Genomic DNA, 19576 nt, shown 5'->3' with positions numbered 1-19576 from the left:
TATATTTCTCCAATTTTTCACCTTATTTGTAATTATAGTAAAAAATCTGTTCAGTTCCTTTCTGATTTCCAGGTAATATATAGCTTGCTTTTACTCCGTATTTTGTTTTTGGGATTATTCCATAATTCGATTCCAATAAAGCATTAATTCCTTCCGGTCTTTGAATTGAAGGTATCTCAATATATTTAGAGGCTGTTTTTGACACAATTTCATACCAGTCTGATTTATAATACTCAAAAAGATTATAAGCATAAGGAAATGTTTCTTTCAGCAAATAAAAGCCTTTGTCTGATTCTAAATAATGTAGATACGAAGTATAGATTGAGAAACCTTTAATCGGTGGAATTCCCGCAATATCTGAACTATTACTCTCCCGATTTAATGTAAGCCCTTCTAGTGGATAAGAATCATAAATGAGCGTTTTAAATTTATTGGCAAAGGCGTCGTTCATTAAAGCTGAAAGCTCTATCAAAGGTTTGTTGCCTGTATATTTTGTTCCTACGAGTTCTACAATATCAAAATACTCATCAGCATTCATATTATTCTGTAAACTCACTACATCTGAGCTAATATGTTTCCAAAGAGGTGTAAAGTTTAGCTTGGCTAATTTTTCTTTGAAAGTATTATATCTACTAGTCCTGAAGTTATAAGATAATCTTTCTATTCTTCCTTCTTTAGAAATATTTTGTGCTGCTTTTGTGGTTATTTCTGTGCTAATGGAAGTCCCCTCTTTATCTAGGGTATTTTCTTTAGTTAGCTTTTTTATTTCGTTTTTATTTTCAGTTTGTTGGCTGTTATTTGCTATGATTGCAAAAGAAATATTTTGTTTTTTAGATAATTTAGGAACGGCAAAGCTTACCATATTATCTGTCGTATTGTAATCAAAATCACTATTTAAAATCGTTTCTTTGTTTTTAAATTCGATAGAAGTCTTCCAAACAGGATCATCAAATAAATAATCTTGCCCTCTTTTTAGTTTTATATATCCTCTGTTGGTCTCTCCTGTGTAGTAATTTTCTTGTTCTACAACTGGATATGCATACTCAATATTGCTCAGAGGGATTGTATTGGGGGCTGTCCCCGTAGTGAATTCTCTCTCTTCTATTTCAATAGCTTTTTTCCCGTTCACCATGACCACATTATACATCCCTGATTTTTTCTCCATAAAACTTACTTGTGCTATAGCTTTTAATTTTTTATTAGGAGGAAGTACTTCTTCTGACACGAAGTTGGCTATGTCTTTAGCGTTTGGATATTCTATTTTTCCTCTTATTTCCTTTCCTTGTTCATCTACGATGGTCATTCTATCCAATATAATCTTGTAGGTATGATCTCCATCATCTTCTGGTATAACGATAGGCTCATCAACTTTGAAAGCAAAAGTCGCTTGTGGAATGGCAAAAACATCCACATCAGTAGCATTTTTTGAAGGGGTAAGGTCGGTAATTATTTTCATTCCGTCTAAAACAGTGGCATTTTCTAACTTACATTCTTCTCCAAATTCTAACTTAAATCTAAAGTTTCCTTTTACTAATCCTCCCAAAAGGTTATAATGTCCTCCTAGATAACCTCTCGCCCAAAAAGGATTTGGCCCCCTTGCTTGTAAAAGGGTTGCTGCCCCAGCTTTAATAATAGGGATTTTTTTCTTCACAAACCATAGTTTTATTTTTATCCCTAATTCTCCTTGTAAATAAGCGTAAGCCTGCCCATTAGCATACCATCCATGTATCCCTATTTGGTGCCCACCTCTGTTCGTACATTTTGCCTTTTGACCATAATTCTTAAGCATGATATCTGTCCCTAAACCTGCTTGAAAACGAGCATAAAGGAACAATGCGGTCATATCCCCTGTATCAAACTTAAAATGAGAACCGAAAGCAAAACCTTTTCCTTCTCCAAGTTGATTCAGGTTTTTCATATAATCTATATCGTTTAATTGTAAACCTAAAATTTGAGCTACTTCTGCTGGTGGTGGCGGACTCCCTGGTATATGATTTCCTACCATGAAGTAACTACCTGATCGCACAAAAAATTTATCAAAGCCTACTTTGAGACCAATCATGTCATTAGGTGTTCCTATATGCAAATACCAATCATTTGGAGCAACATGTAAGACTGCATTGCCCGCTCTTCCGTTTTGTCCTATTCCAGCGATTATACCATTGGCTACATTTATATAGACATCTAAGTTGGCGTGAAATACACTATTATTGAAGTCGTAGTTCATGGCCAGCTTTGCATAAATATTTCCTTTAATGTCTTCTGTTAGTGGGTATTGCTCATCAACATCTTGAATGTCTAAAAAGGTTTTTATATGATTCTCATTTTTTATATTATCTATAAACCTACTATTATTTATCCAGCTCCTAAATTTATTTTGCACGGTAGGTAATGGACCTCCAGAAGGAATAAGAGAAGATAAATCACTCATAATCGTTGCCTCTCCTATGAACCCTATATTAGCAAGCCCTCCATTGGCATTTGTAGTGATGTTAAATCCAGCCATAAAAGAAGCTACATTCTTATCCTTAACGGCTCCGTATACGCCTGCTCTTAATGCAACGCCCACAGATTCATCGGGAGTCATTACCAACGCCCTGTCACTATACTGCAAACTCATCTCCTTATCTGGAACCATCCTATAAAATGCCCCGCCTGTAAATCCAGTTATCTTAACGGTAGCTCCCGTGGGAATATTCAGGTTATCTACACTTCCCTCAAATCCCCAGTATCTAAAAGTACTATACCCAAAAATGGCATTAACTCCAACTTCTGCATCCTGTAACGACTTTATTTTAGCATTTAAAAAGGCTTTAAAGCCTTTTCCGTACAAGGGATCTTTGGACATAAACTCCAAGGTTCCCGATACAGTAGCGACCCCAATATCTACATTTCTTAAAGCAAATTTTGAAAGACTTAAACCATCATACTCCCATCTTTGACGATTGTCCTCAGTAATGATAGCTCCGTTAATTTGCAAACCTCCTGAAGCTGAAAAACGCTTTTCTTGTAATCCTACACTAACTTCAAAACCTAAGTTTGCATAGTTTTTATCGGCCTCTATATATATTTTTTTTATGCTTGCCGGAAATCCTGCTAATTTTTGCTCTCCCTCTACACCAAAATATTTAGCCGTGATAAAAGGCATTTCTGTTTGCAGTGTTAGACTTTCGAACTTAATCCCTTTAAATCCTACATCATATTTATCTGTGGAATCCGGACTTTTTTCTGAAGCTTCAGCATTAGCTTGAATACTCATCGTTCCGTTTAGTATCGCTTTAGGGTAGAACCTTCGATTTCTAACCTGCATCTCAATAGAAGAGCCAGGAGCTATAATTGATTTTGCTTTCCATATATCAAACTCTAATTGATTTATTGTGCTAACAGATATTAAATACTCGTCTTCTGTTATCACTCCTTCATACCCTAAATAATTGGACGAATCATCAGAGTTGGGACGAAGTTTTTGAACGGGTAATTGTATTTTTCCTTTTAAATCTGCCCCTACAATTCTAGAGGCTGCTAAATCTACTCCTATCTTATCTACTGAATAACGCCAAGCGTTTTCTCTACTTGTGATACCTTTCTCTAAAGAAATTACATTATTGGCAGAGAAACTGCCGGAAACCCCATAAGAATCTACTATTAAATTCTGAGCTTGAAAAGAAACTCGCCTATCTATATGTTCTTCATCTTTAAATTCTTGTGGAAGTCCTACATATAAAGATTTTATAAACAATCCCCTCCATGATGATTTACCTGCAATTAAATAGCCATTCCTCTCATAATATTCAGGAAATACAACATTGGGATCTGTACGTAAATCACTTAAATCTAAAACTGCATTATTGACTAAAAATGAAAAAAAACCTCTATCTTGTTTCTTTATTTGTGAGGTTATTGCAAAAGGGGTTAAGCTTACATTCACAAGTAGATCATTCCAATCACTTGCTTTTACCAAAAAATCACCACGAACACGTTGAGTTTTTCCATTTGAACCTATTTCTGGTAAAATATTCCCATTGTCATCTAATGGAACCAATATATTTCTAGAAATTTGTAAATTCCCTTTAAGAGACAATTCTTTTATCCCATAACAATCTATTGTTACATAACTATTACTATTCTCACTCTCTCCATTGGTTTTGTTAAGCCTGCCTCCCTCTATAGTAAGTAGCCATTTTTTCTGATTAAATGGAATATATACATCCCCCAAAAGCGATAACTTAGTATCTCCAATTATTCTGCCCTCATAAGATAGTTTGACATTTTCCGCTCCAAAATAAAGTACATTTTTCCCTCCTTCTAGCCCTCTTTGTGGCGTAATTACTCGTGCGTATATGTTTATTAAAGCATATTCTGGCGTAAATTTTGCCTTTGTCACAACCAACCCATACTCTGTATTTGATTTCCTCTCTCTAATTCCAATTGGAAACTCAGTTAATTCATTGGGATTGATTTTACTAATATACCTGCCTTCTTTGTCTATTTCCTCAAAAGCCCCCATGGCTTTCCCTTTTTCTTTCTCTAAACTTGGATCTTTTGAATAGGTTAAAATGTTATCAAATAAATCAGATTTTTCTTTAAATGATTCTATATTATTCCTTTCAGGAAATGAACTAATTGAATCTCTTATAATACTTCCTCCAAATAAATTTGAAACGAAAAATTGGATGAATAATACCGAGAGTAGAATTTTTTGCATAATTAGCACCTGTTTGTTGTGATTTTTTTATAAAAATCTCTAGAGAGCTAATGTAATCTTATTTTTCAGGAAAACAATTTTTTTTTAACATTTAATTTCCATGTATTCATAGTCTTATAGATAATCGTTTTATGTATCCCTCTCAACCAAATGTTGTAAATCTGGGTCATTAGCAATTCTCTCCATTTCACTTTCTACAAGGGTTACAATATCGGCTTTGATTTGCTTGTAGTTCTCTTCTACCTGTTTTTTCATTTCTTCATCACTTAGGGATAAAATGTTAGGTATTTTTTTATAGGCTTTAGTTTCTTTGGCGACCTTTTCATTATCTACCACAATTTGAGCGTGGAATATCTTTTGGTCAATACGCTGGTCGAAGTTATCCGATACCGAACCCACAAACATCCCTTGTGTAAGGTTCGATATTTTACTCGGTGGTATCAAACTATCCATTTGTGTACTAATCGAAGTCGATTTATCACTTCGGTTGATGGTCATACTCTGGCGTTTTTGTAAGACTTTACCGAAACGCTCGGACAAGGTTTTCGCTGTTTCACCCACAACCTGCTCACTGAAAATATTGCCCACTGTATTTTGAATTACCTTACTTTCTTTATCGCCATAATCACGAGTAAGTTGTGAAAAATCTTGAAAAAAATCTTGAAAACCTAAACAGACCGCCACTTTGTTACTCCTTGCTGTGGCAATCAAATTATCTAACCCACGAAAATAAATCGTTGGGAGCTCATCAATAATCACAGACGACTTTAGCTGCCCTTTTTTATTGATGAGTTTTACAATTCTGGAATTGTATAAACCTAAGGCTGCTGAATAGATATTTTGTCTATCAGGATTATTCCCTACGCACAAAATTTTAGGCTCTTACGAGGATCATCGAAGTTTATTACATAGAATTGAGGCTTAACTTCGTATTTATCTAAGTGTTTTAATAAGTGATTATAGGCAATGGTAGAAAGGTCATCAAACTTAAAATCGTAGATATACATTGAAAAACCTTTTTCAATTTGTTGCTTGATATAATTGTTTACAATAGCATAGGATTTACCCGAACCAGGCGTACCCAAAACAATAGTCGCACGAAAAACAAAGACTAAATATTCTCAACAGGCTTAGATACTTAACACAAAGCCTTATAGAATGTTGAAAATATCTAGTCTCCAAATCGTTTTAAGACACAAAATTTAATAACGCTTAATGGCGTATAAATAGTTTTCACCCCATGGAACATTACCTAGATTTTTTAACAAACCCTTTGCATTGTTAGAAAAATTATTCATATCATCATACCAAGCATGCAAGTAAATGGTTTTAGTTTCTGTTAGAGTAATTAGAAAAGTGCCATAAAGAGGTGTATAACTACCTGTAAAAGTTAATTCTACTGAGTTAAGTTTAGAAGAAGCGTTATCAACCGGAACAACGAGTGGGGAACCACCAAAATCTTGTGGCTCTTTAGTTTCAAAAAACCTTGTTCTTACCCATACAGTAGGTTGTTTTACTACACTGATTTTTTCTCCACTCGGGGTATCAACTTGCTCTACTAAAGCATTTTCTGGGATCTTGGCAAATAAAGATCCGTAATAAATAACCCATTTGCCAGGTGGTAGTGTAATAGACTGCCCCATATAGCGAGTTAAGTTAGGATTTCCTTCAGCAAGATATTGTTTATAATCATGGAAGGTTGTTATATCATTTGGAAAAGACGCTTCTTTTGTTTCTGCGTTGCCTTGCACTAATTGTGTGGTTCCCAGTACGGTAGGGTCAGTTCGGGGTACATAGCCCAGATTTCCATTTGCATCTGCCACTATAGAGCGAGTATATTCTGTATCACTTACATTGCCTTTGAGTTCGCGTACTCTTGCTGTTCCGTTGATGTCCAAGGTTGCGGTAGGATTATTAGTTCTTATACCAACCGTATGATCTTCTTTAATATAAAAATCATAATGTCCTCCTCCTGATACGTTAATACTATAATCTGATAATTCTGTTGTGCCGTCTCCTCTATATATACTAGATAAAGTTGTTAGATTTTTTAGCCCATTACCTATATATGCCCCATAAAAAGTACTTTGTAGATATGCATCCGTAGGTAACGGTAAGGGATTTTCTTTCGTGCCTCCGTAGGTATTAAAATAGACAGTCATTGGATCATCTTTTTCTAAATTCCCATTCATATAATCATTAAAGATAAGATCATTACCAAATAAAAAATTACCCTTCTTTCTTATTGCATCTATTTGAAAAATACCTTTAAGGTCACTTGGGTTTTCTACCTGAATTCCCAATCTACCAGCATTACTCACCGTGATTAGCGGGTCATTATCACTATTTTTAATTTTGAGTGCGCTGGTGGCGGCACTATTTTCTTTGGATACCACCTCCAAAGTCGCCTTTGGAGTATCTGTGTTAATGCCCACCTGAGCGGTAACCGCAACCGCTGATATTACGGCTAAAGAAAATAATAATTTCTTCATTTTTTTTATTTTTTTGGTTAATATTTTATTGATTTATTCTTTTCTTAATTAAATTTTTGCTGTTTTTTTTCAACTTTTTTTTGCTTCTTCATTTAGAAAGAGCCCCAACCCGTGAGGCTCTTCTTTTTTGAAGAAATTACTACTTTCACACAGGTGAAAATAGAAAAACCGCACAAGATTTTCTTGCACGGCTTTGCGGTTCGCTCCCACGGGGAAGCAAAAATTTATTATAAGTTATTGATAATGAGTTGTTTAGCTCATTACTTGTGTGTGTGTGTGTGTGTGTGTGTGTGTGTTTACACTTTATTTTGAAACTCACAAATTTCATTTGTTAAAATTTCGTTATTTTTTTGTTAAAATTTTCCGTTGAGATTTTTCACCTTTCTCAACCTGCCCGCAAATGTATTTTACGTTTTTGAATTACGCAAATTTATTTTTTTTGAGGCAGAGGATTTTTTAAGGCTTGTTCTGAAACTTCATCTTTTGATGTGCGTATAAGATGTTATGGCGGTAAAGTATCTTGACAATCTGGTTATAATTGACGCCTATTTTTCTAAATTGAGCGTTTAATTCGGTGAGTTTGATATAAAAATCAATGGCTGTTTTATCAATTTTTACCGTTTTAATTTCTCTATTGAAAAGAACTGAAGTAATAAAATGGGCTTTGTATTCCATACCTGATTGTTCAAATAGAGATAGAAATTTCTCGTGTTCTTCTGAATTAAAGCTAATAGTATATCTATGAATAGCTTTATCTATTTTGGGTTTACGCCCTCCTTTATGTTTTTTATCCATATACAATCCATTTATAATATCAAAAAATCCCGACTTCGGAGGGGGGTTAGCCTCCTGCAAGGACAAGTTGGTTTTGAGATGCTCAGAAGGTTTTGAGCATCTCAAAACACAACTTGCTCTGTTCGGGTGAACAGAAAACACTCACTACCGTTCGTGTTGTGAATAGCTTTTATTTTTGGTAAAAAGCTCCTGTCTTTTTTTGAGGCTACTCATTATTCTGTTTTCATAACAAAACAACGGATAAACAATAGACTGACAATGATTTTTTAAGTGCCATAAAGAGCCACAAAATGCCAATAAATACCGCCTATTTCAGCCATATTCCTATTTGATGTTCCTTTGTGCGTACAAATGTATGTGCATACCTACATAGCTACCTACTTACGCAGGTAAATATATGCGTAAATAAGTACATAAGTGAGTATGTATATCTATAAATCGGTATGTATTCAACTATGTAGATATGGATGTATAGATGTAGGTAAATGTATAAGTACTTATGTATTCAATTACATAAGTACGAATGTACCTAAATACAGATGTATATGAGTAAGTAAATATGTATATGTATAGATAGATATGTCTGCATATAAATATATAGGTAAGTAAGTACATAAATTAAATATCCATTAAAAATGAGTATGAAAAAAGAACCCAAATTTGTCAGCTTTGCCACCCAAAAAGGCGGTGTAGGAAAAACCAGTTTTACGATTTTAGTCGCCAGTTTGCTTCATTACCGAATGGGCTATAATGTGGTAGTATTCGATTGTGATTATCCACAGTATAGTATCAGTAATCTACGGGAACAGGATTTGAAAATCGTGATGTAGAATGAACATTTCAAACAGAAAGCCCACGAGCAATTCAGTAAGATTAACAAAAAAGCCTATCCGATTATCACTTGTAAATCCAATGAGGCGATTCAAAAGGCAGAAGAATTTATCAAAGAAACGCCTTATGATATTGATGTAGTGCTATTTGATATGCCAGGAACGGTTAATACCGCAGGGATTTTGACCGTTCTATCCCATATCAACCATATTTTCGCACCCATCACTGCCGATAGGGTGGTCATTGAAAAGTACCCTCAGTTTTACAGAGGTGCTTTCCAACATCATTGCTAAAAATATGGATAGCGAAATAAAGTCAGTCCATCTGTTTTGGAACCAAGTCGATGGGCGAGAAAAATCACCATTGTATAGAATTTACGAAAATGTCATCGCAGAACTCCAACTGACGATGATGGAGAGCTATATATCAGATAGTAAACGCTTCCGCAAAGATGGAAGCGGTAATCAAAAGTATGTATTTCGTTCCACTTTGATGCCCGCAGACGAACGACTAATGAGTGGTTGTCATTTGGACGACTTTATTAAGGAATTTGTAAAAATAATAGAAGTATGAGAAAGAGAAGAAACCCCATCAATGAAAGCGAGTTAATGGAGCTAATGGCAGGAAAAAAAGAGGAGGCGTCAGTTGTTAAAGATTCGGTTAGAACATCGGAGCCAATCACTGAAGATATTGTTTTAGATAAAGCTCCCCAAGAATCTGAACCTGAAAATATACCCGAATCCGAACAAAAACCAACAAAGATTAAGAAGACTGATATAGAAACCTATGAAAGTTTATTTTTCAGTTCTGGAGAAACTTCAGCAAGAAATGGAAAGTCAGTATATATCCGTCCTGAATTTCATCGTAGGATTGTACAAATTGTACAGATAATTGGAGAAGACAAAATCTCCATTTACAATTATCTCGATAATCTGTTAGAAGACCATTTTAATCGCTATGAAAAAGAAATTAAAAAAGCGTTTAAAGATAAATACAAACCAATATTTTAAGTTATGGAAAAGATAATTATTATCCTGTTGTTTATCATTATATTCTTTCTATTATGGGAAAGAAATTTTTTAAAACCCAAAAGTAAAAATTCTACTCCCAAAAGTAGCAATCCCCTAAAGTCCAAAGAGAAAGAGCCTTATACTGTAATAGGTAAGAGTAAATTTGTTGCTCCCAAAGTTGATGAATCAGTACGAGAAACTAAGGAGGCATTACCCTCAAACCAAAAACCAATAAAGGCACAACCAGAGCTCAAAAAAACCTCTATTCCTGCACAAATTCCTGATGAGGATTTAGAAGCGATATTCAGTAAAGAACTCAATGAAGACGAGGAAGAGGACCTCCGAGCGATGCGTACTCCCGAAGAGGACGATGATTTTGCTACGGGACTATCTTTTGAGGAATTAGCACAGGTAGAGCCTTTGTTCACAAAGAAAGAATTGGATAAAGAGGAAGAACAACAAGCTACCTCAATTGCCAAAAAACTCAGTGATACCGAATTACTAAGCGAAATTGAAAAAGTTTTACCGCAAGCTATGCAACGAGTTTCTGAACTTTTAGATAGAGATTTAAAAAGTCCTCCTACGAAAAGTAAAGAGGACTTTGATATTGGGGATTTTGTGTGAATTTATAAAGAATAATCTTCTACTCTTAATTCTTTGCTCATTACATCAAAATAAGGCTGTTGTTGCCATAAGTTAATATTGCCTATGACATAACATCGTTTTTTTGCTCTGGTTAAAGCAACATTAAGCATATTAGGCTTTAATGATGCCCATCTTCTAGTACCTTCTTTTTCAGGTTGACTTCCTAGTACGATAAATACAACATCCGCTTCTTTACCTTGAAAAGTATGAATAGTACCGCATTGAACATTGTCATATGATTTCAACACTTTCTTACATTCGTGGCCCACCAATTTAAAGGGAGATATTACATAAATTTCACCTGTATATTTATTATTAATTAGCTCATTAATTTTTTCTTTAAGCAAATTAATTTCCTCCCTTATTACTTGACTATCACCAACTCCACTACCACTAATATTGAACCAACAAGAAGTTCCGATATAATCATGCTCATTTTCATCATTTGTTCCTTTAACCATTTGATCGTCGTATGCTATTTTATTAGCAATATCAAACATTGGATTAAAACATCTTCTATGTGTTCTTAAAGGAAATCCTGTCCAGATACTGTTTTCTTCATTCCCCATCAAAGTTCCATATTTTGAAATTCTATCTGCCAATTGTTGAACGGATGTATTGTATGGAGACCAAACACTCTCTACTTGATGATGAAACTTAAGATTATTGACTAACGATTTAGGTATTGTAACTACAGGTTCCACCTGTAATGGATCGCCCACGATTACGCAACGTTTTGAACGTTGAATTAATCCAACGGCTGATTGGGGTGTTGCTTGTCCAGCTTCATCGATAAGTAACCAGCCTATTTGATTTTGATTAATATTTGGGAATAATCTACCTGCTGATGCTAATGATGTAGATATTACTGGAATACAGAAGAAAAATGTATCCCATAAGGTACCTGCCAATTCCTCTGATATCTTAACTTTTCCTAATATCATTTCAAAAAAAGCATTCAAATTGTTCTTAAATTGTTTAGCATTAGAAAGAATTACAAATTTATGAACATCAAGTGCTTTTAAAAAAATATCACTGCGAAGTTTGGCTACTTTTTCAGAATGATAAGGTGATAATAAATGAATGTCTTTTAGGTCTTTATCATAAAAACTCTTGTCAAATATATTTTCCTTTTTTATCTCATAATCGTCAATAAGTTGTTTTTTTAGATTATCATATTCTGATTTAAATTTCTCAATCTCATTTAATTGGAGATCAATATTTTGTATCTGATTAGATAAATTATTTTTCTCACTCTCAGATTTATTAACCTGACTATTTAATTGCTTTAATTCGGACAAAACATGATTAAAATCATTCAAAATTTGACTTATCTCATCATTCCATTTTTTGAAAGCCTGCGTATTAAATAATTTTTGAATAAAAAAGAAAATAGGTCTTCTAGTATTTATGGTCTCTAGAGAGGCTTTTAAAGCATCTTTTTCATCTTCGACCTCTTTTTTTCTATTTCTTAGTTGCTGAAGTTCTACATCTAAGTTATTTTTATTTTTTTCTATTTCTAGTTTTGATTGCCTTAATTGTTTTTCTGAAGAAATGTTTTGTTGATATTTATTAAATTTATCATGAAAATCAATTGCCAGATTTTTAAATACTTTAAACTCATCTAATAAAGCATTAAATTCTTTTTTAACTATTTCGAAATTCTTTTTATGTTGTTCCTGAAGATTTTGTTCTTTCGCTAAATAATCATAGAAATTATCTTCATTTGATTTCCAAAAAAGATTATTAAATTTATTTTTATTAGTTGAATTACCCAACGCAGCCGCTAAAATCCCCCAATTTTCCTCGCCTGTTAGCTCTTTTTTCGCATATTTACCAAAATAATCAGCCTTAGGAAAAGCGGGAGGTATTTTTTCTCCTTTCTTATTTTTTCTTTCATATTTATTAATCTTTTTTGCCTGAGGAAGTTCCTTACTTATATTTTCAACTGCAGAATTATTATTACTTGCTACTACAATACCATAATTTTTCTGTAACGTATGATGTAATTTATAAGTGTGTACATAATCTGAAATTTTTTCATATTCTCCAAAAATATTATCAATACCCAAATTAAGAACGGCTTTTGCCCTATCCACAACAATCTGGGCAATAACATCTAACAACAATGTTGTTTTACCAGTACCTGGAGGACCATTTACCCCTTGAATTCCTTCAGTATGTTCTAATTCCTTAAAAATTGTGTTTATGGCTCCTAATTGTGCTGTGCATAATCCATATTTAGGAGTTGATGGCCATCTTCCTTCAGTTAATTGTTTTGGATTTATAGTGTTGAAAAGATATTCTTTTTGTTTTATTAAATCATATCTTTTTTGTTTAGGTTGCAAAGTTAGATATTTTTCAACTGTCGGTGATAAAGGAATATTTCCATCTATCAATCGGTTTAGGTCATCTAAGAGAAAGCTATTCAGAAATTGAGGCTCCACTTGGGCTTTTTTATGAATTTCCTTCTGAATGAAATATACTTTAATGCCTGCTTGATTCCAACTAGTTAATTCGTTAAGATAATTAATTTCCTTCTCTATATACTCCCAGTTAACAACATCTCCCTTAGGATTTTCTTCATCAGTTTCTTTAAATATATTAAATCTTTCCAAGTAGTCATTAAAAGTGTCATCTTGTAGATATTTATGGACCAATGATATGTCTTTTTTCTTTTGTAAAATATCGATTCCTAAAACATAACTGGCTAAAGTATAACTTTTTGAGTCTGGTCGTCCATTTTCATCTAATACAATAGAAGAAAAGCATGTAAAACCATTCGCTTTTTCTTCCCATAGAATTTCTTCATTAGTAGGTAAAAGTTTCTCAATTTGATCTATTACATACTTTTTCTTAACTTTCCCAAAGAATAAAGTATAAACTCTTTTCTTATCTGGTTTAGAAGTATGATTAATTTCCCATGGAAACCTATCCAAACTATCTAAAGGAATCATTTTTTTAGTGTCTAAGTCAGGTAAATCAAATATTTCTATATTTCTCCAAAAATGTAATATATCTTTATGTGTCATTCAAAATTGATTTAACAAATTCTATATAAATCCACCCGTAGTGCATTATAAAAAAGGTTGCCCATGAGCCTAAAGAAAAGTAAATTGCATTGGTTACCAATCAAATACAATTATGAGCGACCTAGAGGCAAGTTACAATTTTATTTTGAATAAACTAATAGAAATTTCAGGAACTGAAAATTTCTATTTTAAACCAGTGAAACCAAAATTATCTGATATAGAGTTGATAAGCTTAATTATTTTAGCAGAATTTAAATCTATCGACTCTGAGTACCAGCTTTTTAGAGAGATAAAAGGTTGGGCTATTGAATCTAAAATTGAAAGGAGTGTTTGCAACAGAAGAAAACGAAAACTCTTCCCTTTTTTTGAAGAAATTAGGTGCAAAATGGTGAAAAAGTTCAATGATTTTGAAAACTATTTTTTGGTGGACAGCATGCCTTTAGAAGTGTGTAAATTATCCCGCTCTTCCAGAAGCAAAATCTGTAAAGAAAATAGCTTTTCAATGCCAAATAAAGGTTTTTGTGCTTCTCAAAATCTACACTTTTATGGTTACAAGCTACATGCGATCTGTTCTATTGCTGGTGTGTTCCAAAGTTTTGACTTATCTCCCGCCTCCGTTCACGACATTCATTATTTGAAAGACATAAAACTTCAAATTTCTGATTGCGTGTTACTTGGAGACAGAGGCTATCTTTCTCAAACGGTTCAGCTTGACTTGTTCAATGAGGTAAAAATCCAGTTAGAAACCCCTAAAAGAAAAAAACAAAAAGATTACAAACCTCAGTTCTATCCATTCAGAAAGTGTAGAAAACGTATAGAAACTTTATTCTCGCAGTTGTGTGACCAATTTATGATACGGCGTAATTATGCCAAATCTTTTGAAGGATTCAAAACAAGAATATTGGCAAAAATTATCTCCTTGACTACTATTCAATATCTCAATAAATTTGTCTTTCATAGTAACATTAACAATTTAAAAATTAACCTCATTCGATAATGCACTACGGGTTTTAACAGTATTTTTTTACGATTTCCTACAACGGAAAAAGTATTGGCGAAGTGCGGGCTGGATTTAACTGAAAGTTCAATTCATAACCGTTGTGAGTCGAGGCTTTTTCATCTTGTTAAAATTAGTAAAAAAACAATATGAAAAGCAGCGGCGACTAAATGCAATAACCTTGAATTAAGCACTTAACCCGCTATTGCTCATACGCATTGTTAGCTACAGTTTTTTATTCAAAAATATCTTCTTTGTCGAGATTGTTTATTGAATTTTTTCTTGCCCAAAGGAAGAAAACAAAGTGAATAAGAAGAAATATTCCCCAATAAACCGCGACCAAAATAGATACATTCAAATTTTCATATTTTGAGCCGAATCCAAGTCCAATCCATAAAAGAGATATTCCGTTGTGAATTAAATAAGTTGTTAGATGGAATCTGAATCCGACATCATATATTGGTAAATATTCTCCGTCTTTACGTCCAAAATACCAACCCGATGCAAACATTAGTAGTCCGTAAGTTACTGCTGAAATTGTAATTAAGATTCCAGATTGATTTTCAATTCCATAACTCAAAAAATATCTAAAAATTATGGTCAGCACGGTTGCAGTCAATGCAAATCTTAATAAATATTGTGTAATTGTTTTCATTGTTCGTTTAATTTTAAAATGTTTTTAATTTCGGTTGAGTAGAATAGTTTAATATTTCTATCGACAAATTGATTGAAAAGTTCTTGGCCGAGATTTGTCAAATAATAGTACTTTCTGTCAGGACCTTTATTTCCTTCTTTCAAGTCGTAAGTCAAAACATCGATATGCTCGTATTTTCTCAATGCTCTGTATAGACTTTGCTCTTCGCAACTAATTGTTCCGTCCGATTTCTTTTCAATGAAGTTTTTAATTTCATCAACATACTTTTTGCTTTCTTGAAGAGCCATAAAAATCCAAAGTGTCAATTGACCTTTTTTATATGTGTTTTCCCAAGAAAGCAATAATTCATTTAGTTTTTTATCATTTTTCATTATTATTTTATTTGTATTAAACAAGGTGAATAATACAAATGTAATAATATTTTTGATTTCGACAAATGAATTTTTAAATTTCAGGAAATTAAGGTTGTGGGTTTGGTCAAAATTGTAGCTAACGAAAAAAGTATTTGCGAAGAACGGGGATACTGCAAACCAAAAGTGATAAGGAAAATCGCGTGGAGCAAAATGCTTTTTCAGATTTCTAAATTACTAAAAATTGAAATATGAAAAGCATTTTTTCGGATATTAAAAACTAATCCTCAAAGGAAAAATTCAACCCCGTTTTTTGCAAATACACTGTTATCTGTAGGCGTTATTTATCTTCGCTTCAATTTTATTATGAATATTCTCTTTAATCCATTTATTCAATCCTGCTGGACTATTATCTGTTGCAGAATTCCAAGGACTTTCATCATTAATTAAAAGTTTATTCATTTTTAAATCATAAAGAGAATAATAAAGTCCACTTCTTTCCATTATTAGATAATCATTTTTTACAAATATCTTCGGATTTTCTAAATTTTTTGGACCTTCGTCGTAATTAAACGCAATTTTTTCAAAATCTTTATTTGTTTCTTCGTAAACAGACCTTTTATCTACTTTTTCTTCATTTTCCCAATTATTTTTCTTCCATTTCAAGATTTGGAATTCAACATCATCAAATCCTGCAACTGAAAAATACAAAGCATAAATATCATCTTTATAATCAAGACTTTGCAATAGTAAATAATCTTTGAAATAGTTAGCATAAACTTCTGCTCTAATATTTGCTAATTTTTCAAATCCTTTTGAATTTAAGGTTTCAGAATTTTTTTCACGATATCCAGAAACTATTTTCTCATTCTTATCAATGATTCCACTTTCCTTTAGTTTGGCGAATTCTAATGAATCAACAACATTAAAATAATGATCTATAGGTTTTGCTTTTTCACTTTGAGCACAAGAATAATTTGCAAATAAAATTAAAGTCAGAATTAGTAATTTTATTTTAAACATAATATTTTTTTACGCTTACAGATAACGGAAAAAGTATTTGCGAAGGGCGGGCTACTTTGAACAAAAAGTCGGAAGAAAAACCACCTTGAGCAAAATATTTTTTCCACTGACTAAATTACAAAAAAACGGGAAGTGGAAAAATATTTTGCGGATGCTGCTAACTTATTTTCACAAAATATATTCAACCCCGCCTTTTGCAAATACACTGTTAGCTGACGTTTTTATTTTTTTGTGTAAAATTCATAGGTGGTTTTAGCAATATCAGCAATTATTTCCTCTCCTTTACTGAATTCTTCGGAAGTATTGTGGACGAATACAGCAATATAAATTTTTTGATTATTTGGAAGCTCCATAATTCCTACATTGTTTATCGCGCCTGTAATACCTTCGTCATTTGTGAAAGAAGTTCCTGCTCTCTGTGCAATTTTAACATTTGGTAGTTTTCCTTTTAATCGTTTTACACCTGTTTCACTTTTAACCATAGATTGATATAGCCATTTAGTATTTTCAGAGTTTAATATTTTTCCTTCGGAAAATTTCTTCAAAAGTTGGGCAAATGAATTTGGTGTTGATTTATTTATAAATTGAGAATTCCAATCTCTGTGCATTTCATCTTCATTGTTTTTTATGACAAAATTTTCGTCATCAATAAATTTTTCTACTGTTTCAGTTCCGCCTAATAAGCGTAATAAAATATCAGTTAGATTATTATCACTGTAAACAATCATCCAATTAATTGCTTCTTCTAATGAAATTGAGATGTTTCCATCTGGGTGTTTTTCTTTAAATGGACTCCAAGTATTTTCTAGCAATTCTTCTTTTTTGATGAAGATTTGTTGTTGCATTGAAAGTTCTCTTTTTTCAACTTTGTGTAGGATTGTCAAAGCAATTGGAAATTTGAAAGTGCTTAATAAAGGATAATGTTTTTTACCATTAATTTCAACGATATTATTATTTTCGTCAATGATGGAGACACCAAAGTCACCATTTTCGGTTGAGATGATTTTTTCAATTTTATTTTTTAGTTCGTTTTCATTGTTTTTCGTAGCACAAGAGTTGATAATTAGAAAAATAACTAAAATTGAAATCAGTTTTGGTAAGTTCATTTTGATACGTTTGGTTTATAAAATGTCAGCTAACACGCAAATATACACAACTTTCCCTAAAATACAAATTAATTTCAATTCAGTGGTTATCTTTCTATAATTCAAAAGTTTAAACTATTATTTTGTTGTAGATAATCTGTATATATTTTACTTTTGTAATCGCTGTATATACAAAAAATTGACATGATGAATTTTGATTGTTACCGGTTTTTTTTTGGAAAACACAATAATAAAAATGTAATTTGGGTTGATTTTCCTTTTAATCACCTTTTAAAGGATGAGTTAAAACATTCTTTCCCTTTTGCAAAATGGAGTCGATCCCAAAAGTCATGGTTTCTTCCGGATAATGATGCGGTGAGGTCACAATTGGGTATGGATCCTAAAAAATATTTTCCCACTAAGTTTCATCTTCTTTCTACCGAAAATCAATTGGCATTGCAAAAGTTTATCGTGCAATTGGATCTGAAAGCTTATAGCCAAAACACCATCAAAACCTATGTTTCTGAATTGATGCATTTGCTTCTGATACTAAAAAATAAACCTGTTAATGAACTTTCTAAGGAGAGATTAAAAGATTATTTTTTGTATTGTGTTCGTGATTTAAAAATGGGTGAACGTAAAATTAATAGCAAAATCAATGCAATTAAATTTTATTTTGAACAAGTTTTGCATCAAGAGAAAATGTTTTTTGATATTCCCCGTCCCAAAAAGCCCTCAACTTTACCCAAACTGCTGAGCAAAGCGGAAGTTACGGCAATCTTCTCTCAAGTGAATAACCCTAAACATTTATTAATTTTAAAATTGTGTTATGGTATGGGATTGAGAGTAAGCGAAATTGTCGGGATAGAAATTGGCCATATTGATAGCGATAGAATGCTTGTTTTGATTTCTGCTGCCAAAGGCAAAAAAGATAGATACGTAACTTTACCTGATTCTATTTTGCCATTGTTACGAGATTATTATAAGAACTACAAACCTAAAAAATACCTTTTTGAAGGACAATATGGCGGAAAGTATTCGGTAAGTAGTGTTCAAACGATTTTTAAAAGAGCCTTGAAAAAAGCCAAAATTCACAAATATGTGGGGGTTCATAGTTTACGCCATAGTTATGCAACTCATTTGATTGAAAATGGTGTAGACATTCGGTTGATTCAAGAATTATTGGGTCACAACAGCATTAAAACTACTCAAATTTATACGCATGTTACTTTTAATACTAAAAATCAAGTCAAAAGCCCGTTAGATACTTTGTAATTTCCAAATCCAATCAATTTTTAAGTGAAATATATCATTGTATTTCTTCGCACTAATCCGCGGCCGGGATGGAACGGATAGCCCGCAAAGTTGGATGCGAAAACAAAAAAGGCAAAAAGAGTGGCGGCGTTTAGCCAAACTCCTTTTTTGCCTATTTTTTGTAAGCAGACTACTGCGGACTATGTATAATCCGCAAAACAAAATGTGCAAAAATTTAAAACAAAATGTGCAAAAATTTTTAAAGCCTGCTGATGACCAGCAGGCTTTAAAGTTCTAATTATTATCAATTATATACGATAACATTAGTGCGTCTGGTCTGTACACGTCATTAACTTTAGTGGACGGCTCCCAGGTGCTAACTTCATTCCGTTGTGGCACTTTAATTATACGGCCAGTACTGATATCGTCAAGCACTTTACTCATAAGCCTTACACCCATTGGTAATAACTCTTTCCGCCATAATTCTGCAGCAGATTTTTTTGCATCACCGCCGAAATACTTTGGAGGTATCCAGCACCAGTCCTGAAGAGCAATATCTCCCCGATCTATTCCACTATTTAACCAAAAAAAGCCACAGGAACAGAAGACTTTTGTCCTCCGTAGCCTGTGGCTCTCGTTTAAATGTGTGGTAACTTTAAAGCGGAGGACTTTTATACACTACCTCCAAGTGTTTAAATGATA

Annotated in this window: 12 protein-coding genes and 2 pseudogenes; 5 read left to right on the top strand and 9 right to left on the bottom strand. The window is 32.9% G+C overall.

What is annotated here, in order from left to right; translation table 11 throughout:
* Positions 1 to 22: 22 nt before the first annotated feature.
* The 4 genes and pseudogenes from QOX03_RS03630 to QOX03_RS03615 all read right to left on the bottom strand — a co-directional run bounded on the left by QOX03_RS03630 (position 23) and on the right by QOX03_RS03615 (position 7992).
* Positions 23 to 4705, bottom strand: coding sequence for a hypothetical protein (locus QOX03_RS03630; protein WP_283671548.1), 4683 nt, complete (start codon positions 4703 to 4705; stop codon positions 23 to 25).
* Positions 4706 to 4834: 129 nt separating this feature from the next.
* A pseudogene (locus tag QOX03_RS03625) lies at positions 4835 to 5808 on the bottom strand (TraM recognition domain-containing protein); the annotation flags it as partial.
* A gap of 99 nt (positions 5809 to 5907) precedes the next feature.
* Entirely contained in the window at positions 5908 to 7140 is a 1233-nt protein-coding gene (locus tag QOX03_RS03620; protein ID WP_283671547.1) for a hypothetical protein, read from the bottom strand.
* Positions 7141 to 7653: 513 nt separating this feature from the next.
* On the bottom strand, positions 7654 to 7992 hold the full coding sequence (locus QOX03_RS03615; protein WP_353616911.1) for a plasmid mobilization protein: 339 nt from the start codon (positions 7990 to 7992) through the stop codon (positions 7654 to 7656).
* A gap of 641 nt (positions 7993 to 8633) precedes the next feature.
* On the opposite strand from QOX03_RS03615, the pseudogene QOX03_RS03610 reads away from it, so the two are divergent.
* The 3 genes and pseudogenes from QOX03_RS03610 (at position 8634) to QOX03_RS03600 (ending at position 10457) form a co-directional block, all read left to right on the top strand.
* Positions 8634 to 9396: pseudogene (locus QOX03_RS03610) on the top strand (ParA family protein).
* Positions 9393 to 9833, top strand: a complete 441-nt coding sequence (locus QOX03_RS03605; RefSeq protein ID WP_283671546.1) for a DUF3408 domain-containing protein — start codon at positions 9393 to 9395, stop codon at positions 9831 to 9833. Before QOX03_RS03610 ends, QOX03_RS03605 begins: the two are co-directional and overlap by 4 nt.
* Positions 9834 to 9836: 3 nt before the next feature.
* Positions 9837 to 10457, top strand: coding sequence for a hypothetical protein (locus QOX03_RS03600; RefSeq protein ID WP_283671545.1), 621 nt, complete (start codon positions 9837 to 9839; stop codon positions 10455 to 10457).
* Between the two features lie 2 nt (positions 10458 to 10459).
* Here the strand turns inward: QOX03_RS03600 and QOX03_RS03595 are convergent, their stop codons facing one another.
* Positions 10460 to 13510 (bottom strand): AAA domain-containing protein, encoded by a 3051-nt coding sequence (locus QOX03_RS03595; RefSeq protein ID WP_119059462.1) that lies wholly within the window; start codon positions 13508 to 13510, stop codon positions 10460 to 10462.
* 112 nt (positions 13511 to 13622) lie between these two features.
* Between QOX03_RS03595 and QOX03_RS03590 the strand changes: the two genes are divergently transcribed.
* Positions 13623 to 14507 carry an IS982 family transposase gene (locus QOX03_RS03590; protein ID WP_283671544.1) on the top strand — a complete coding sequence of 295 codons (885 nt, stop codon included), beginning with the start codon at positions 13623 to 13625 and terminating at the stop codon, positions 14505 to 14507.
* A 235-nt stretch (positions 14508 to 14742) separates the two neighbouring features.
* Here QOX03_RS03590 and QOX03_RS03585 read toward each other — a convergent pair whose 3' ends face one another.
* The 4 genes from QOX03_RS03585 to bla form a co-directional block, all read right to left on the bottom strand.
* Positions 14743 to 15162 carry a hypothetical protein gene (locus QOX03_RS03585; protein WP_119058542.1) on the bottom strand — a complete coding sequence of 140 codons (420 nt, stop codon included), beginning with the start codon at positions 15160 to 15162 and terminating at the stop codon, positions 14743 to 14745.
* The gene (locus QOX03_RS03580; protein ID WP_119058543.1) at positions 15159 to 15533 is read right to left on the bottom strand and encodes a PadR family transcriptional regulator; all 375 of its coding nucleotides are present in this window, start codon (positions 15531 to 15533) and stop codon (positions 15159 to 15161) included. Before QOX03_RS03580 ends, QOX03_RS03585 begins: the two co-directional genes overlap by 4 nt.
* Positions 15534 to 15839: 306 nt before the next feature.
* Complete coding sequence (locus tag QOX03_RS03575; protein ID WP_283671543.1) at positions 15840 to 16535, bottom strand: hypothetical protein; 696 nt, start codon at positions 16533 to 16535, stop codon at positions 15840 to 15842.
* A 221-nt stretch (positions 16536 to 16756) separates the two neighbouring features.
* Positions 16757 to 17641, bottom strand: a complete 885-nt coding sequence (gene bla, locus QOX03_RS03570) for a class A beta-lactamase (RefSeq protein WP_283671542.1) — start codon at positions 17639 to 17641, stop codon at positions 16757 to 16759.
* 372 nt (positions 17642 to 18013) lie between these two features.
* On the opposite strand from bla, the gene xerA reads away from it, so the two are divergent.
* Complete coding sequence (gene xerA, locus QOX03_RS03565) at positions 18014 to 18895, top strand: site-specific tyrosine recombinase/integron integrase (RefSeq protein WP_283671541.1); 882 nt, start codon at positions 18014 to 18016, stop codon at positions 18893 to 18895.
* The last annotated feature ends 681 nt before the right edge of the window (positions 18896 to 19576 follow it).

The sequence above is a fragment of the Candidatus Ornithobacterium hominis genome (assembly GCF_951229915.1).
Lineage (GTDB): Bacteria > Bacteroidota > Bacteroidia > Flavobacteriales > Weeksellaceae > Ornithobacterium > Ornithobacterium hominis.
This window is presented reverse-complemented; position numbering and strand designations above follow the sequence as displayed.